This window comes from Exiguobacterium sp. Leaf196 (genome assembly GCF_001423965.1).
Lineage (GTDB): Bacteria > Bacillota > Bacilli > Exiguobacteriales > Exiguobacteriaceae > Exiguobacterium_A.
In genome coordinates this window covers 12,710-28,626 of sequence record NZ_LMPV01000012.1, presented here as the reverse complement: position 1 = coordinate 28,626, position 15,917 = coordinate 12,710, and the positions used below count along the sequence as shown (strand labels likewise).

16 protein-coding genes are annotated in these 15,917 nt (G+C 49.4%); 1 reads left to right on the top strand and 15 read right to left on the bottom strand.

All coding sequences use genetic code 11. The annotated features are described in order from the left end of the window. Positions 1-224 precede the first annotated feature (224 nt). The 10 genes from ASG02_RS14365 to ASG02_RS14320 form a co-directional block, all read right to left on the bottom strand. Positions 225-1,517: an adenylosuccinate synthase gene (locus ASG02_RS14365; RefSeq protein WP_056064628.1), complete on the bottom strand. Its 1,293-nt coding sequence runs from the start codon at positions 1,515-1,517 to the stop codon at positions 225-227. A gap of 211 nt (positions 1,518-1,728) precedes the next feature. Next, a complete protein-coding gene (dnaB, locus tag ASG02_RS14360; RefSeq protein ID WP_023469846.1) occupies positions 1,729-3,081 on the bottom strand; it encodes a replicative DNA helicase in 1,353 nt (450 codons plus the stop codon). Positions 3,082-3,100: 19 nt separating this feature from the next. Beyond that, on the bottom strand, positions 3,101-3,544 hold the full coding sequence (rplI, locus tag ASG02_RS14355; protein ID WP_023469847.1) for a 50S ribosomal protein L9: 444 nt from the start codon (positions 3,542-3,544) through the stop codon (positions 3,101-3,103). Next, positions 3,541-5,526, bottom strand: coding sequence for a DHH family phosphoesterase (locus ASG02_RS14350; protein ID WP_056064625.1), 1,986 nt, complete (start codon positions 5,524-5,526; stop codon positions 3,541-3,543). The genes rplI and ASG02_RS14350 overlap by 4 nt, the downstream gene beginning before the upstream one ends. 134 nt (positions 5,527-5,660) lie before the next feature. Further along, positions 5,661-5,891, bottom strand: a complete 231-nt coding sequence (gene rpsR / locus ASG02_RS14345; protein WP_023469849.1) for a 30S ribosomal protein S18 — start codon at positions 5,889-5,891, stop codon at positions 5,661-5,663. 44 nt (positions 5,892-5,935) lie between these two features. Then, positions 5,936-6,454, bottom strand: coding sequence for a single-stranded DNA-binding protein (ssb, locus tag ASG02_RS14340; protein ID WP_023469850.1), 519 nt, complete (start codon positions 6,452-6,454; stop codon positions 5,936-5,938). A gap of 23 nt (positions 6,455-6,477) precedes the next feature. Beyond that, positions 6,478-6,765 carry a 30S ribosomal protein S6 gene (gene rpsF / locus ASG02_RS14335; protein WP_035411738.1) on the bottom strand — a complete coding sequence of 96 codons (288 nt, stop codon included), beginning with the start codon at positions 6,763-6,765 and terminating at the stop codon, positions 6,478-6,480. A gap of 120 nt (positions 6,766-6,885) precedes the next feature. Continuing rightward, the gene (gene ychF / locus ASG02_RS14330; protein WP_035411737.1) at positions 6,886-7,986 is read right to left on the bottom strand and encodes a redox-regulated ATPase YchF; all 1,101 of its coding nucleotides are present in this window, start codon (positions 7,984-7,986) and stop codon (positions 6,886-6,888) included. A gap of 229 nt (positions 7,987-8,215) precedes the next feature. Next, positions 8,216-8,404, bottom strand: a complete 189-nt coding sequence (locus ASG02_RS14325) for a DUF951 domain-containing protein (RefSeq protein ID WP_023469853.1) — start codon at positions 8,402-8,404, stop codon at positions 8,216-8,218. After that, on the bottom strand, positions 8,376-9,305 hold the full coding sequence (locus ASG02_RS14320; RefSeq protein WP_056064622.1) for a mechanosensitive ion channel family protein: 930 nt from the start codon (positions 9,303-9,305) through the stop codon (positions 8,376-8,378). Before ASG02_RS14320 ends, ASG02_RS14325 begins: the two co-directional genes overlap by 29 nt. A 182-nt stretch (positions 9,306-9,487) precedes the next feature. On the opposite strand from ASG02_RS14320, the gene yyaC reads away from it, so the two are divergent. Continuing rightward, the gene (yyaC, locus tag ASG02_RS14315) at positions 9,488-10,105 is read left to right on the top strand and encodes a spore protease YyaC (RefSeq protein WP_035412220.1); all 618 of its coding nucleotides are present in this window, start codon (positions 9,488-9,490) and stop codon (positions 10,103-10,105) included. A 37-nt stretch (positions 10,106-10,142) separates the two neighbouring features. Here the strand turns inward: yyaC and ASG02_RS14310 are convergent, their stop codons facing one another. The 5 genes from ASG02_RS14310 to mnmE are packed head-to-tail and all read right to left on the bottom strand — an operon-like array spanning position 10,143 to position 15,865. Beyond that, positions 10,143-10,907, bottom strand: a complete 765-nt coding sequence (locus ASG02_RS14310; RefSeq protein WP_035411733.1) for a ParB/RepB/Spo0J family partition protein — start codon at positions 10,905-10,907, stop codon at positions 10,143-10,145. Between the two features lie 38 nt (positions 10,908-10,945). After that, positions 10,946-11,779, bottom strand: coding sequence for a nucleoid occlusion protein (noc, locus tag ASG02_RS14305; RefSeq protein WP_035411731.1), 834 nt, complete (start codon positions 11,777-11,779; stop codon positions 10,946-10,948). Between the two features lie 48 nt (positions 11,780-11,827). Further along, entirely contained in the window at positions 11,828-12,544 is a 717-nt protein-coding gene (gene rsmG / locus ASG02_RS14300) for a 16S rRNA (guanine(527)-N(7))-methyltransferase RsmG (protein ID WP_056064620.1), read from the bottom strand. A gap of 5 nt (positions 12,545-12,549) precedes the next feature. Beyond that, positions 12,550-14,439, bottom strand: a complete 1,890-nt coding sequence (gene mnmG, locus ASG02_RS14295; RefSeq protein WP_056064617.1) for a tRNA uridine-5-carboxymethylaminomethyl(34) synthesis enzyme MnmG — start codon at positions 14,437-14,439, stop codon at positions 12,550-12,552. A gap of 43 nt (positions 14,440-14,482) precedes the next feature. Further along, positions 14,483-15,865 carry a tRNA uridine-5-carboxymethylaminomethyl(34) synthesis GTPase MnmE gene (mnmE, locus tag ASG02_RS14290; protein ID WP_056064613.1) on the bottom strand — a complete coding sequence of 461 codons (1,383 nt, stop codon included), beginning with the start codon at positions 15,863-15,865 and terminating at the stop codon, positions 14,483-14,485. Positions 15,866-15,917: the final 52 nt, after the last annotated feature.

The following is a 15,917-nucleotide window of genomic DNA, read 5'->3' as shown; positions in this document are numbered from 1 at the left end:
GGGTGTGCCCCCTTAAAAATTTCTATTCAATCTATTTTACCTGTTTTTTCGGCATATAGAAAGGTGGCGACGGAAACTCCCGGCGCCACTCGCTCTACTGTTCGTCGTCTCACGGGAGAGGTTCCACGTGAAACACTGTATTCAGTATACCTGTTTTTGCTTCCGTTTGTGAACCATTTCGCACAAAAAACAGCCTCTTGCAGGAGGCAAGAGGCTGTTGAGACTTATGCTTCTTCGTAGAGATCACGCAAGACGACGGTCTGTTCACGACCCGGTCCGACCGAGAACGTGACGAGTGAGATGCCTGTCAGATCCGCGATCCGCTTGACGTAGTTCTGTGCGTTCAACGGTAGATCTTCAAAGCGACGGACACCTGTGATGTCCTCTTTCCAGCCTGGAAGCTCTTCGTAAACTGGGACACATGCTTCAAGATCACGGAAGCTTGCTGGGTACTCATCGATCTGTTTACCATTGAATTCGTACGATGTACAGATCTTCAACGTTTCGAGTCCTGTCAGAACGTCGATCGAGTTGAGCGAAAGATCCGTCAACCCACTTGTACGGCGCGAGTGGCGTACGACGACAGAGTCGAACCAACCAACACGACGCGGGCGTCCTGTCGTCGTCCCGTATTCACGACCGACTTCACGGATCTGATGACCGATGTCATCGAACAATTCCGTTGGGAACGGACCGTCACCGACACGTGACGTGTACGCTTTACAAACACCAACGACGTGATCGATCCGAGCTGGACCGACACCGACACCTGATGCGACACCACCGGCAGATGCGTTCGATGATGTAACGAACGGATACGTTCCGTGGTCAAGGTCGAGTAAGACACCTTGTGCGCCTTCGAACAACACTTTTTCACCGTGATCAAGGCTATCGTTGACGACGACGGATGTATCACAGACATATTTCGCGAACTCTTGTCCATATGCATAGTACTCTTCGAAGATATCGTCGAACGCGATTGGTTCAGCGTCATACATCTTCGTGAACATACGGTTCTTTTGGTCGAGAACGATCTTCAACTTCTCAGCGAACGTTTCTTTGTCGAGTAAGTCTGCCATCCGGATTCCGATTCGTGCGGCTTTATCCATGTAGCACGGTCCGATTCCTTTTAGCGTCGTTCCAACTTTTGCGTCGCCTTTCGCTTCTTCTTCTAACTGATCCTGCAACTGATGATACGGCAAGATGACATGCGCCCGATTCGAAATTAACAAGTTATCCGTTGAAACACCACGATCGTGCAGATACTTCAATTCCTTGACGAGTGATTTCGGGTTGACGACAAGACCGTTCCCGATGACACATTTCTTATCCGAGTAAAAAATACCTGATGGGATCAAGTGCAATTTGTACGTCTCGTTATTGAATACGATCGTATGTCCTGCATTGTCTCCACCTTGATAACGTGCTACGACGTCAGCTTGTTTTGAAAGAAAATCGGTGATTTTCCCTTTTCCTTCGTCGCCCCACTGTGTTCCGACTACTACTACTGATGACATCTTATCATCCACCTCCACGTACGATTCAAAACCACGACTAAGTGTAACGCGATAAAAAAAAGAAGTCAACCAAATACCGAACAATTAATTGTTGCAATTCTCTTTCGTTCGTTTAATTATCGTTTTTAGTGAATAAACTGAGAATCTTTAGGTGAAAATAAAAAAAGCTACGTTTTGCCTCCGATTCATCGAGGGCAAGACGTAGCTTGGATTAAGCAGGTGGCGCGTACGAGTTGCTTGGCTCGAGATCCACGAACTTGTTGAATTCTTTTCGGAAGGCGAGCTTGACGGTACCGGTTGGACCATTCCGCTGTTTCGCGATGATGATCTCAATCGTATTCGCATCTTCCGTTTCTTTATTGTAGTAATCATCACGGTACAAGAAGGCGACGATATCGGCATCTTGCTCGATCGCTCCCGATTCCCGGATATCCGACATCATCGGTCGCTTATCTTGACGACTCTCCACCCCACGCGAGAGCTGCGATAAGGCGATGACGGGGACTTCAAGTTCACGCGCGAGTGATTTCAAGGAACGGGAAATTTCCGAAACCTCTTGTTGACGGTTGTCGCTAGAGCGACCATTCCCTTGAATCAACTGCAAGTAATCGATCATGATCATCCCAAGACCGTGCTCCTGCTTCAAACGACGGCACTTCGCCCGGATATCGTTGACACGAATACCCGGTGTATCGTCGATGTAGATGCCGGCTTGAGACAGATTACTCATCGCAAGCGATAACTTGCCCCAGTCCTCTTCTTCAAGTTGACCGGTCCGGAGTCGCTGGGCGTCGACGTTTCCTTCGGCACAGAGCATCCGCATGACGAGCTGTTCGGCACCCATCTCAAGACTAAAGATGGCGACGTTCTCGTCAGCGCGTGTCGCGACGTTTTGCGAGATGTTCAAGGCGAACGCCGTCTTCCCGACCGATGGACGTGCTGCAACGATGATTAGATCGTTACGCTGGAAGCCCGCCGTCATCTTATCGAGATCCTGGAAACCGGTCGGAATCCCCGTCGTCTCACCGCTTTGCTTATGCAATTTATCAATCGTTGCATAGGCACTCGTCAAAACGTCCGAGATCGGAATGAAGCTCGCGCTCCCTTTTCCTTGTGAGACTTCGAGAATCTTCCGTTCTGCCTCGTTCAGCAGGACATCGACCTCATTTTGCCGCTCGTACCCGTCAGTAACGATCTCGCCTGCCGTCCGAATGAGACGCCGGAGCGTCGACTTCTGGTCAACGACGTTGACGTAATAATTGATGTTGGCTGCAGTTGGTACCCCTTCTGCCAGTTCCGCTAGATAGGGTAGACCACCAATCTCATCTAGAATCCCGAGCGTACTGAGCTCGGCTGTCACCGTAACGAGGTCGATCGCTTCGCCTCGGTCGGACAGCACGAGCATCGCTTCAAAGATCCGTTGGTGAGAGGCACGGTAAAAGTCCTGCGGTAACAGACGTTCCGATGCACTGATCAAACGATCCGCATCAATCATGATCGCCCCTAGGACGGCTTGTTCTGCCTCGATGCTTTGGGGAGGCATATTTTGCATGACTTCACTCATCACCGGTCCCCTTTTCTACTCACGCCTCTTTGACCTGAACGTTCAGTGTCGCTGTCACTTCGTTGTGTAACTTCAATGGTACCTTCGTAAAGCCAAGTGCCTTGATCGGGTGCTCGAGCTCGATTTTGCGTTTATCGATCTTGTAACCCATGCTTTTAAGTGCTTCTGCAATCTGTTTACTTGTGACTGATCCGAAGACACGACCGCCTTCACCGGCTTTCGTCGAGACGACGATCGTCTCTTTTTCGATTTTTTCTTTTAACGCTTGCGCGTCAAGCAAGTTTTGTTTTGCTTCTTCTGCTGCTTTACGTTCGTGTGCTTCATGTTGCTTCAAGTTGCCAGTCGTCGCAGGGCGCGCCAACTTTTTCTTGAAGAGTACGTTATTTGCATAAGCATCGGCCACGTCTTTGACGTCTCCTGCTTTCCCTTGTCCTTTTACATCCTGTAAGAAAATAACCTTCATTCTGATTCCTCTCCTTTTGTCTCATCTTCTAAATATTGATCGATTGCTTTACGCAACGCATCCGCCACGGTGACGACTGATTCTGACATCTGTGTCGCCGCGTTCGTCAAGTGACCGCCGCCACCGAGCGTCTCCATGATCAACTGAACGTTGACATCCCCAAGCGAACGGGCGCTAATCGCCGTTCGTCCGTCTTGAAGTTCCGCGATGACGAAAGCGGCGCGAATGCCTCGAAGCGATAACAATTGATCGGCTGCTTGCGCGATCAACACTTGATCGTGAATGACGCCTGGCTCTGCTGTCGCAATCGCCATCCCTTCCGTATAGACTTCGGATCGCTCGAGAATATGTGACTGCTCGACGTACGTCTCAAGATCCTGACTGAGGAACTCTTGTACGAGCACTGTGTCAGCACCTTGTGAGCGTAAATAGGATGCAGCATCGAACGTCCGGGAACCGGTCCGTAGGGCAAAGCCTTTCGTATCGACGATGATCCCAGCGAGTAACGCGGTCGCTTCAAGCATCGCCAGTTTCTGATTCGTCGGTTGATACTCGATCAGCTCGGTGACGAGCTCCGACGTCGAAGAAGCATACGGCTCAAGATATACGAGAACCGCATCTTCGATGAAATCTTCCCCTCGACGGTGATGATCAATCACGACCATATGCTCGAATCGGTCGAGTAATGCCGGTACGACGACAAGTGACGGTTTGTGTGTATCGACGACGACGAGCAACGTCTGATCGTCGATCAATTGATCAGCTTGAAACGCATTGACGAATCGCGTCTCGAGTTGTGGTACTTCGGCAATCTCATCCATCATCCGGCGAATCCCGCGTCCGATTTCTTCCGGTGGTAAGACGATATGTGCTTCCTTATCGTTCATTTCCGCAAGCTTCAAAATGCCAATTGCTGATCCGAGTGCATCCATGTCTGGATTCCTATGACCCATGATCAGGACACGGCTCGATTCCTGCATTAAGTCACGAAGCGAGTTAGCGATGACCCGGGCCCGGACGCGCGTCCGTTTTTCCGTCGGATTCGTCTTGCCGCCGTAAAAGCGGACCTTCCCATCACGTTTGATGACGACTTGGTCGCCTCCTCGTCCCAGCGCAAGATCGAGACTCGACTGAGCCATCTGACCAAGCGCCGGAATCGGGTCACTTCCGCAACCAATTCCGATGGATAACGTCAACTGGACGCCGCGTTGACTCGTCTCTTCCCGAACCGTATCCAGAATCGTAAACTTCGATCGTTCGAGAATCCGTAGATTCTCTTCTGTCGTAACGATGAAATACCGATCGGACGCGGTCCGCTTGATATACGTCCCGTGTTCCGCTGCCCAGTGATTCAACAACTGCGTGACCCGGCTGTTCAGTTCACTGCGTAACTGATCCTCGATGCCTTGTGTCATCTCATCGTAGTTATCGAGATAGATGACACCGATGACCGTCTGATTATCGACGAGTTGTTGTTCAACTTGTGCTTCTTCCGTCATATCGAACAGGTAAAAGGTCCGGTTCTCATGATTCGAAAAGACACGATACACGGCATCGCCGATTTCAAGCGTCGCTTGATCCTCATTCGTCGCGACCATTTCGATGAATAAGGGATCGAGCTCATTGAGCGTCTGTCCCATTGCTACATCATCAAAGATATCCCGCATCGGATCATTGAACCAGGTGACAAGCGTTTCCTCATCGTATAACAAAATCCCGATTGGCATGTTCGTCAACGCATCTTGTCCCGTCTCCTCGACTTGCATCGAGATTCCGGCGACGTACGTCTCCCATGCCCTGCGTGCACGACGTTCTTCGAATAGGTGCAATCCGAAGAGGAGGGCAGTCACGACGGCTCCGATGGCAGAGATGACCGGTTCGCGGACAGCGACGACGAGAAGCAGACCGACGATTAATAGATACGGAATGAAGCGAACGATACGTCGTTCGCGTTCCGGTGATACTTGTTGACCTGACTCCATCGTGTCCTCCTTATATGCTCTATAGGGTTAATTAAAATTTTTAGTAACTTGTTTATTATAACCGAAAAGCAGGAGGGGATGAAAGAGAAGCGAAAAAAAGCACCACCCTCACGCTTGAGGATGGTGCTACGAAATCAGTCAGCCACGTATGGAATTAAAGCCATTTGACGTGCGCGTTTGATTGCGATTGTAAGTGGACGTTGGTATTTCGCTGAAGTACCAGTCACACGACGTGGAAGAATCTTACCGCGTTCCGAAATGAAACGTTTGAGAAGTTCTACGTCTTTATAATCGATATGAGTGATGTGGTTCGACGTGAAGTAACATACTTTACGACGACGTTTTCCACCTGGACGACGTGCCATGTGATTAACCTCCTTTTTAACTTGGATTTTTCAGGACGATTTCCTTAGAACGGGAGATCGTCGTCTGAAAGGTCGATTGAACTACCGCCGCTGAACGGATCAGCGCCGAAGCCCGAATTCGATGAAGCGGGTGCTGGCGAGGAAGAGTTGTTCTGCTGTTGCTGTGAACCCCATCCTGCAGCATTCCCGTTTCCACCAGTTGATGAAGCGTAGCCTTCGCTACCATCCGAAGAACGGCTCGCGTTACGTGACTCAAGGAAGCGGACGCTATCAGCGACGACTTCCGCACGGTAACGGCGTTGCCCTTCTTTATCGTCGTAGCTGCTAATCTGGAGGCGACCCTCTACACCAGCAAGACTACCTTTCTTCAAATACTGAGCAACGTTCTCTGCTTGCTTGCGCCAAACGACGCAATCGATGAAATCAGCTTCTCGCTTCCCATCTTGCCCTGTGAAAGGACGGTCACATGCGAGTGTGAATCGCGTTACCGCAATCCCGCTCTGCGTATAACGCATTTCCGGGTCACGAGTTAACCGACCGACTAAAACGACGCGGTTAATCATCAGAATCACTCTCCTGTTTCAGCTTATTTCTCGTCTTTTGTGATCATTAAGCGAACGATATCGTCACTGATCTTCATGAGACGGTCAAGTTCTTTTGTAGCTGCTGGTTCAGCAGTCACGTTAAGAAGAACGTAGAACCCTTCACGCATATCATTGATTTCGTAAGCGAAACGACGTTTACCCATTTCAGTTGTTTTATCAACTGTACCACCGTTATCAGTGAGGACTTTGTTAAAACGCTCCACTGTTGCTTTGCGTGTTTCCTCATCAAGTTCCGGACGGATGATGTAAAGTACTTCGTATTTACGCATATCTGTCACCTCCTCTTGGACTGGCGGCTCGAATGTTCGAGCAAGGAGCAATAATTCATTACTCACATTCGTTAATACTACCAAAGTATTTTGCTTTATGCAATAACGATTCGTTTTCGATTAGACGTTGAAGCGGAATGTGACGACATCGCCGTCTTGGAAGACATATTCCTTACCTTCTGAACGGTAACGACCTTGTTCCTTGACTGTCGCCATGTTACCTGCAGCTGCTAGATCTTCGTACGAAACGACTTCTGCACGGATGAATCCGCGTTCGAAGTCCGAGTGGATGACACCCGCACATTGTGGAGCTTTCATGCCTTTTTTAAACGTCCAAGCGCGTACTTCTTTTTCACCTGCTGTGAAGTATGTCGCAAGACCAAGCGTGCTGTACGCCGCATGGATCAATTGATCAAGACCCGACTCTTCGATTCCGAGATCGACGAGGAACTCTTGACGCTCTTCCGGCTCAAGCTCTGCAATTTCTTCTTCGATCCGAGCACAGATGACGATGACTTCTGCGCCTTCTTTTGCTGCGAATTCACGGACGAGACGCACGTTCTCATTGCTGTCTGCATCTGCGACTTCATCTTCGCCGACATTCGCGACGTAAAGCATCGGTTTCATCGTCAACAATTGGAAGTGTTTGACGAGTGCTGCTTGATCTTCGTTCAATTCAGCGAGACGTGCTGGTTTCTCATCTTCGAGCAACGCTTGCACGATTTCAAGTGCTTCAAGCTCAGCCGCTGCGTTTTTATCGCGCGACTTGACTTGTTTTTGGACACGCTGAATCCGTTTTTCGACCTGCTCAAGATCTGCGAGGATCAATTCGAGGTTGATCGTCTCGATATCATCGATCGGTGAGACTTTTCCGGCCACGTGTGTGATGTTTTCATCTACGAAACAACGCACGACCTGACAGATCGCATCTACTTCACGAATGTTCGCGAGGAATTTATTTCCGAGCCCTTCCCCTTTAGACGCACCTTTTACGATACCGGCGATATCCGTGAATTCGAATGCTGTCGGGATCGTCTTTTTCGGGTTGACGAGTTCTGTCAATTTCCGAAGACGTGCATCTGGTACTTCAACGACACCGACGTTCGGGTCGATCGTTGCGAACGGATAGTTCGCTGCCTCGACACCTGCTTGTGTGATGGCGTTAAAAAGTGTTGATTTTCCTACGTTTGGTAAGCCAACGATTCCTGCTGTTAATCCCACTTGGAATTCCTCCTTTTCGGTATTTCCTAGGAAATCCGTGCTAGCGGCCGCAGTGGGTAGAATGATTACACCACGTCAGCACATCTTTCACAATTATAGATAGTTCATTTTTTTTAAGCAAGGAGCTCGACCGTCTTTTTTAATCACGCTCTAATCGAACACAATCACTTCGCTTATGAAAGACAACGAAAAAGCGGATGTGATCACGAGAATCACATCCGCTTTTTCGTCACTCTGGTAAGACTTTTTTCAATCGTTTATCAAAATCACGACGTGGCATTAAAATGCTCGCCCCGCAACCTTGGCATTTGATTCGGATATCCATGCCGACCCGAATGATCTGCCATCGGTTCGTTCCACATGGATGCTGCTTCTTCATCTCAACATAATCATGGAGTTGATACGTTTTTGGAATCATCCGTCTGTCCACCATTCTTTTGTTCTGGATTCATCATGACCATCCGTGGATACGGGATCTTGATGTTTTCTTCTTCGAGTCCTTGCTTCAATTCCTTCCGGATCAGACGACCAGCTTGGAAATGTTGCATCGGTGGTACTTCTGCCATCAAACGATAGACGACTTCTGAAGGACCAAGTGTCTGAACACCGAGCATCTGAATCGGCTCGACGAACATATCGACATACTTCTTCGTCGTCCGGTCTGCAATCTCATGCAGAACTTGTTCGACGCGTTCAAGATCCTCATCATAGGAGACTTGGACATCGACGAGTGCGAAACTGTTGTCGACCGAATAGTTCGTGACTTGCAAAATCTGACCGTTCGGGATGATGTGGATTTCCCCGTTGAGTCCTTTGAGTTTTGTCGTCCGGATACCAAGTTCCGTCACGACGCCTTCGATTACACCGACGCGTACATAATCTCCGACTTTAAACTGACGTTCGAAGATGATGAACGCTCCTGTAATGATATCTTGCACCAAGTTCTTCGCACCAAACGAAATCGCGAGACCAGCGATTCCGGCACTGGCGACGAGACCGGTGATGTTGATTCCGAACTGACTAAGCACTGTCAACAACATGATGATTCCAAGTACGTAACGAATCGCATTTTGGAGCAACTTCAACAGCGTCTCGTTCTGTCGTTGTGCCAAGTAGTCATGTTCATTGATTTTCCTGATCGTAAAGAGACGTGAGACTGCCCCAGTCAAAACGCGCGTCAACACATAGAACGCCGCGATGATGATGAGCGCAATCAGTAGTTTCATCCCAAAACGAATCCACATATCCGCATCCATTACTTGATTGATCAATTTATCGACTTGGGCGACGGATTCTTGTACATCTTGATTGGTAGCCATTCTCTCATCCTTTCCTATTCTCTCTATTACGACAGTATACGTGATTTTAATCGAGTTTCAACCAAAGAGCCGATTTTGACGTTAGATTTCTGGAAAAACCGGGAAAGGAAAATCATCTAAGAACCCTTCACTCTTGCCAATCCACCACGACACCGACATCAAGAGAAGAAAGGATGATTTCGATGAACTTCCGCTTTCATTCGCACGAGCCCAAGCCCTATTCTTTCTTTTTAGAATATACGGAACCGTTCGCGAAAGAACGCTTAGCTGAACAATTATTCGAACAAGTCTCTGCCGTCCAAGAAAAACGTCCGATCGTACTCGTCTGCATTGGTTCTGATCGTTCGACAGGTGACTCACTCGGTCCACTCGTTGGGACATTCCTCGAGAAACAAGCGCCTGCTCATCTTCACGTTTACGGTACACTCGCTAAACCCGTCCATGCACTGAATCTCGCAGAAACCATTCACTCGATCCAAACGACCCATTACCGTCCACTCGTCATCGCGATCGATGCGTGTCTCGGTCGCCTTTCAAGTGTCGGACATGTCTTTTTCTCGGAAGGTCCACTCGCACCCGGCGCCGGCGTCCAAAAAGAATTGCCTGCGGTCGGTGACTTCAACATTAAGGCTGTCGTCAACGTCAGTGGATTCATGGAGATGATGATTCTCCAGAACACACGGTTACACCTTGTTTATGAACTAGCGGAACTCGTCGCGAACAGCTTCCACTTACTTGATGCGAAACTCTCCGCTGAATCCACACGGACGACGATTTCTTTCACGCCGCGTTCAATGTAAGCAAAAAGAAGCGAACCGTCGCCCGGATCGCTTCTTTTTAGTGATCCGATTCAGGTAACAACAAGTCGAGCAACCGATTGAGGTCGTCTTCGTCTATAAAATCGATCTCGAGTTTCCCTGCTTGTTTTCCTTGTTTAATCCGAACGGTCGCCCCGTATTTTTCGCGAAGTGATTCCTCGACGAATTGAACAGCGGTCGCTTGTTGCGGACGGGCGGCTTCCTTACGTTCCCGAAGCGCCTGCTCTAACCGACGGACGTTCCAGTTCTCCGCCATGACCCGTTCTGCCATCTGTTCGATCTTCTTTGGATGTTTCAGCGACAGGAGCGCGCGGGCATGTCCCATCGACAACCGTTCGTCCATGACCGCTTGTTGAACGAGCAATGGCAACTGTAACAGTCGAAGGCTGTTCGTAATGTGCGAACGACTTTTCCCGACACGCTGTGCAAGCTCTGCTTGCGTAATGCCGAATTCCTCGATCATCTCCGCATATGCCATCGCTTCTTCAATTGCAGATAAGTCTGCTCGTTGGATGTTTTCGATCAAGGCGAGCTCCATGACGCGTGTCTCGTCTGCTTCAATCACAAGGACCGGTACACGTTCGAATCCTGCGCGACTCGCCGCCTGATAGCGCCGTTCACCGGCGATGATTTCGTAATAGCCATCTCGTGGTCGGACGACGATCGGTTGGATCATCCCGTGACGAACGAGCGATTGGGCTAACTCTTCTAATGCTTTTTCATTGAATCGTTTCCGAGGTTGAGTCGGATTCGGGCGAATCGCCCGAACAGGTAATTCATTCACGTGCTTTCTCTCCTAAACGTAGCGGAAGGCACGACCGCTTATTCCGGACGTGCCTTCACGATGCGAATTCGCACCTCTACATATTCTTCGCAATCGACTTCTTCTTTTTCGATCGTCAATCCAGTCTGCTCGATCATATCGACGGAATCCCGCAAGGTGTTTAACGCGATTCGTGTATCTCGTGCAAAGCTTTTATGACGTTTTTTCTTCGGTGGCTGTGGTGTCATCAATCGTTCCACCCGGCGCTCCGTCTCCTTGACGTTCCATTCCCGTTCCAGAATTTCAGCGAGTACCGTTACTTGTAACGCTTCATCCTTAAGTGGCAATAACGCTCGGGCGTGACGTTCCGTGATTGTCCGTTGCTTCAATGCTTCCCGGACATCCATTGGCAATCGGAGCAAACGTAATTTGTTGGCAATCGTCGACTGACTACGTCCGAGCTTACGGGCTAACACTTCTTGCGTGATGTCTTGTAATGCAAGCAAACGCTCATAAGCTTCCGCTTCTTCGATTGGTGTCAAGTCTTCGCGTTGCAGATTTTCAATCAATGCCAGGGAAGCAGTCGTCTCGTCCGTCATCTCTTTGACGATGGCAGGAATCGTTTCCCAGCCAAGCGAGCGCACTGCTCGGTACCGTCGTTCTCCGGCAATGATTTCGTACCCTGTTCCTTGTTTTCGAACGACGATCGGCTGGAGTAACCCGTGCTCTTCGATCGTAACCGCTAGTTCTTCAATTCGGTCCCCGTCAAACACAGTCCGTGGTTGGAACTGATTCGCGACAAGTTCTGTCAATGGTAATTCCTGAACCGTCTCTTGGGGGTCAAGCTCGATCGTAGCAGGTTTACCGAGCAGTTTGGCAATTGCATTTCTCACGTTGGCGCACCTCACCTTTATCAGTCATCGTTTCACGTGAAACGGTGTTTAGCTTAATGGATCTTTCGCAGGCGTTCCCGCTTTACGCGGATATTTCCCGGGTGTTGTTCGTTTTTTATCTACAATAACGATATTACGCTCACTTTCCTCGCCTGGCAATTGGAACTGGAAACTTTCCCGTAAATTCCCACCGAGTACTTTTAAGGCAATCGCACCATCCTCAAGCTCTTCACTGACTTTCGCCGCCTTCAAGGCAACGAATTGTCCTCCGACTTTCGCAAGTGGTAGGCAATATTCCGCGAGAACGGACATCCGGGCAACCGCACGTGCGGTCACGACGTCAAATCGTTCGCGGAATTGTTTATTTTTACCGAACTCTTCTGCGCGTCCATGATGGAACGCGACACCTTCGAGTCCAAGTTCCGTCGCTAAATGATTCAGGAAGCCGATTCGTTTGTTCAGTGAATCGACGATCGTCACTTGAAGGTGCGGGAACATGATTTTGATCGGCAGACTCGGGAACCCAGCACCTGCTCCGACATCACAAACCGTCGTGACTGCCGTGAAATCAAAATAGAACGCTGCTGTGATCGAGTCATAGAAGTGCTTTAAATAGACATCTTCTTCATCGGTAATCGCCGTCAGGTTCATCTTTTCATTCCACTCGACGAGCAGTTCATAATACCGCTTGAATTGATGCAACTGATGTTCTGAGACCTCAAGTCCCTGTGCTGCCAATGCTGTTACGAATTGCTGTTGGTTCATCTCGTTCACTCCGCAGTCAATGCGTATTGGCCTTGTTCGATATAGACAAGCAAGATCGAGATATCAGACGGATTAACCCCTGAAATCCGGGATGCTTGTCCGATCGAGAGCGGACGCACTTGGTTTAGTTTTTGTTTCGCTTCAATCGCTAATCCACTGATCGCATCGTAATCGAGACGATCCGGAATCCGTTTTTGCTCCATCCGCATCATTTTTTCGACTTGATCGAGTTGTTTATCGATGTAGCCGGCATATTTGACTTGGATTTCGACTTGTTCTGCTGCTTCTGCAGACAATGGTGTTTCCGGTGGTGTCATCTGCGCAATCATCGCATATGTGATTTCCGGGCGTTTCAGCAACGTGATCGCATGCAAGGCTTCCTTAAGTGGCGATGCACCAATCGCTTCTAGCTGTGCATTCACGGCCGGTGTCGCTTTGATGACGACCTTCTCAAGACGTTTCATCTCAAGACGGATTTGCTCTTGTTTGTCGAGCAACTTCGCTTGGCGTTCTTCCGAGATCAAACCGAGTTCATGTCCGATTTCCGACAGACGAAGATCCGCATTATCATGACGGAGCAACAAGCGGTACTCGGCACGTGACGTCAAGAGGCGGTACGGTTCGTTCGTACCTTTCGTGACGAGATCATCGATCATGACACCGATATAGCCTTGTGAACGTGACAAGATGAGTGGTTCTTTGCCTTGGACTTGTAGTCCAGCATTGATTCCTGCCATGATCCCTTGTCCCGCTGCTTCCTCATAACCACTTGTTCCGTTGATTTGACCCGCTGTGAATAAACCAGGAACACGTTTTGTTTCGAGCGTTGGCCAGAGTTGTGTCGGAACGACAGCATCGTATTCAATCGCATAACCAGGACGCATCATTTCTGAATTCTCAAGCCCAGGAATCGAGCGGAGAATATCGTGTTGAACGTCTTCCGGTAAACTTGTCGATAACCCTTGCACGTAGACTTCTTCCGTATCGCGACCTTCTGGCTCAAGGAAGATTTGGTGACGCGGTTTATCGTTGAACCGGACGACCTTATCTTCGATCGATGGGCAATAACGGGGACCTGTCCCTTTAATCATCCCAGAGAACATCGGTGAACGGTGTAGATTCGCATCGATCAACTGATGCGTATACTCCGTCGTATACGTCAACCAGCATGGAATTTGTTCCGTGATCATCTGTGTCGTTTCATGACTAAACGGAAGCGCTACTTCGTCACCTGGTTGGATCTCCGTCTTCGAGTAATCGATCGTTTTCCCGTCGATTCGCGGTGGTGTACCTGTCTTGAAACGTGCGAGCTCAAATCCAAGTTCTTCAAGATGTTTCGATAGATTGATCGATGGCATCTGATTGTTCGGACCACTCTCGTACGACAATTCACCGATGATGATTTTCCCACGCATGAACGTTCCTGTCGTGATGATGACCGCTTTCGCTCGGTATTCCGCTCCAGTATTCGTGACGACACCAACGCAACGTCCTTCATCGTCAATCAATAACCGTTCGACGAGCGCTTGACGTAAGAGCAAATTCGGCTCATCCTCAAGCGCTTTTTTCATCCGGTTTTGGTATTCGAATTTATCCGCCTGCGCCCGTAATGCTCGCACGGCAGGTCCTTTTGACGTGTTTAACATTTTCATTTGAATATACGTTGCATCGATTGCGCGTGCCATTTCACCACCGAGCGCATCGATTTCCCGGACGACGATCCCTTTTGCAGGACCACCGATCGACGGGTTGCAATACATGAATCCGACCATATCGGGATTCATTGTCAACATGACCGTTTTCGAGCCCATTCGTGCCGCAGCAAGAGAGGCTTCGATGCCGGCATGTCCGGCTCCGACGACGATGACGTCGAATTCACCTGCTTGATAAGCCATAGTACTGGTTCCTCCTTCTTATTCCACACGCAGTCGTCTCGAATTATTTCCCGAGACAGAACTGCGAAAACAACTGATCCAATAAACTATCCTGTGCTGTATCTCCATTGATTTCGCCGAGCGTGTCCCATGCCCGTCGTAAATCGATCTGTACCATGTCAATCGGCATCGCTGCTTCTGCTGCACCGAGGGCATCTTCAATCATTTGACTCGCGCGTTTGATCAGTTGGATATGTCGTGCATTCGAGACGTACGTCATATCTTGACTCTCGACACCCTGTTCAAAGAACAGACTCGCAATCGCCGCTTCAAGATCGTTGACCCCTGCTTCTTCGAGCAAGGACGTCGTAACGATTGGTCGACCATCGGCAAGTTCCGTGACACGTACCAAATCAATCTGTTGCGCCAAGTCACTCTTGTTGACGATGATGATCGCGTTCATCCCTTTAATCGCTTCAAACAGCAAAACGTCCTCATCCGTTAGGACATCGTTCCCGTTTAGGACGAGTAAGATCAAATCGGCCGTCTTTAAAGCCTGACGCGACTTTTCGACACCCATCCGTTCGACGATATCTTCCGTCTCTCGAATCCCTGCCGTATCAATCAACTTTAGTGGTACACCACGAACATTGACGTACTCCTCGATCGTATCGCGTGTCGTTCCCGCGATATCCGTGACGATGGCCTTCGCTTCTTGCACCAATGTGTTGAGCAAAGACGATTTACCGACGTTCGGACGACCGATGATCGCTGTGGATAACCCTTCACGAAGGATTTTTCCTTGGCGTGCCGTTGTTAATAACTCTGCCAGAATCGCGCGGACAGCTCCAGCGTCACGTTCGACGATCTGTTGTGTCATCTCTTCTGCGTCATATTCCGGGTAATCGATGTTGACTTCGATCGCAGCAATCGTCTGCAACAGTTGTTGACGTAAGTCTTGGACGAGTTTTGAGAGACGCCCTTCAATTTGACTGACGGCGACATGCATCGCTCGATCCGTCTTCGCGCGGATGAGATCCATGACAGCTTCCGCCTGCGACAAATCGATTCGTCCGTTCAAGAACGCGCGTTTCGTGAATTCACCCGGTTCCGCTAATCGGACTTCCGGTTGTGCGAGGATGAGTTCGAGGACACGATTGACCGCGACGACTCCTCCATGACAATTCAATTCGATGACATCTTCACGTGTGAACGTCTTTGGTGCGCGCATGACACTCACCATCACTTCATCAACAACACGATCCGCCTCGTGATCGACCAATTTCCCGTAATGAATCGTATGGGTTGGTACTTCCGTCAAGCGGTTGGTTCCTTTATAGACGCGGTCGGCTACAGCGACTGCATCAGGACCCGATAAGCGCACGATCGCAATCGCCCCTTCTCCCATCGGCGTCGAAATCGCGGCAATCGTATCAAATTCCATCATCCGTTCTTCCACCTCGTTTTTCTTCTGTCTTTTTATACGTGTTCAATCCTTA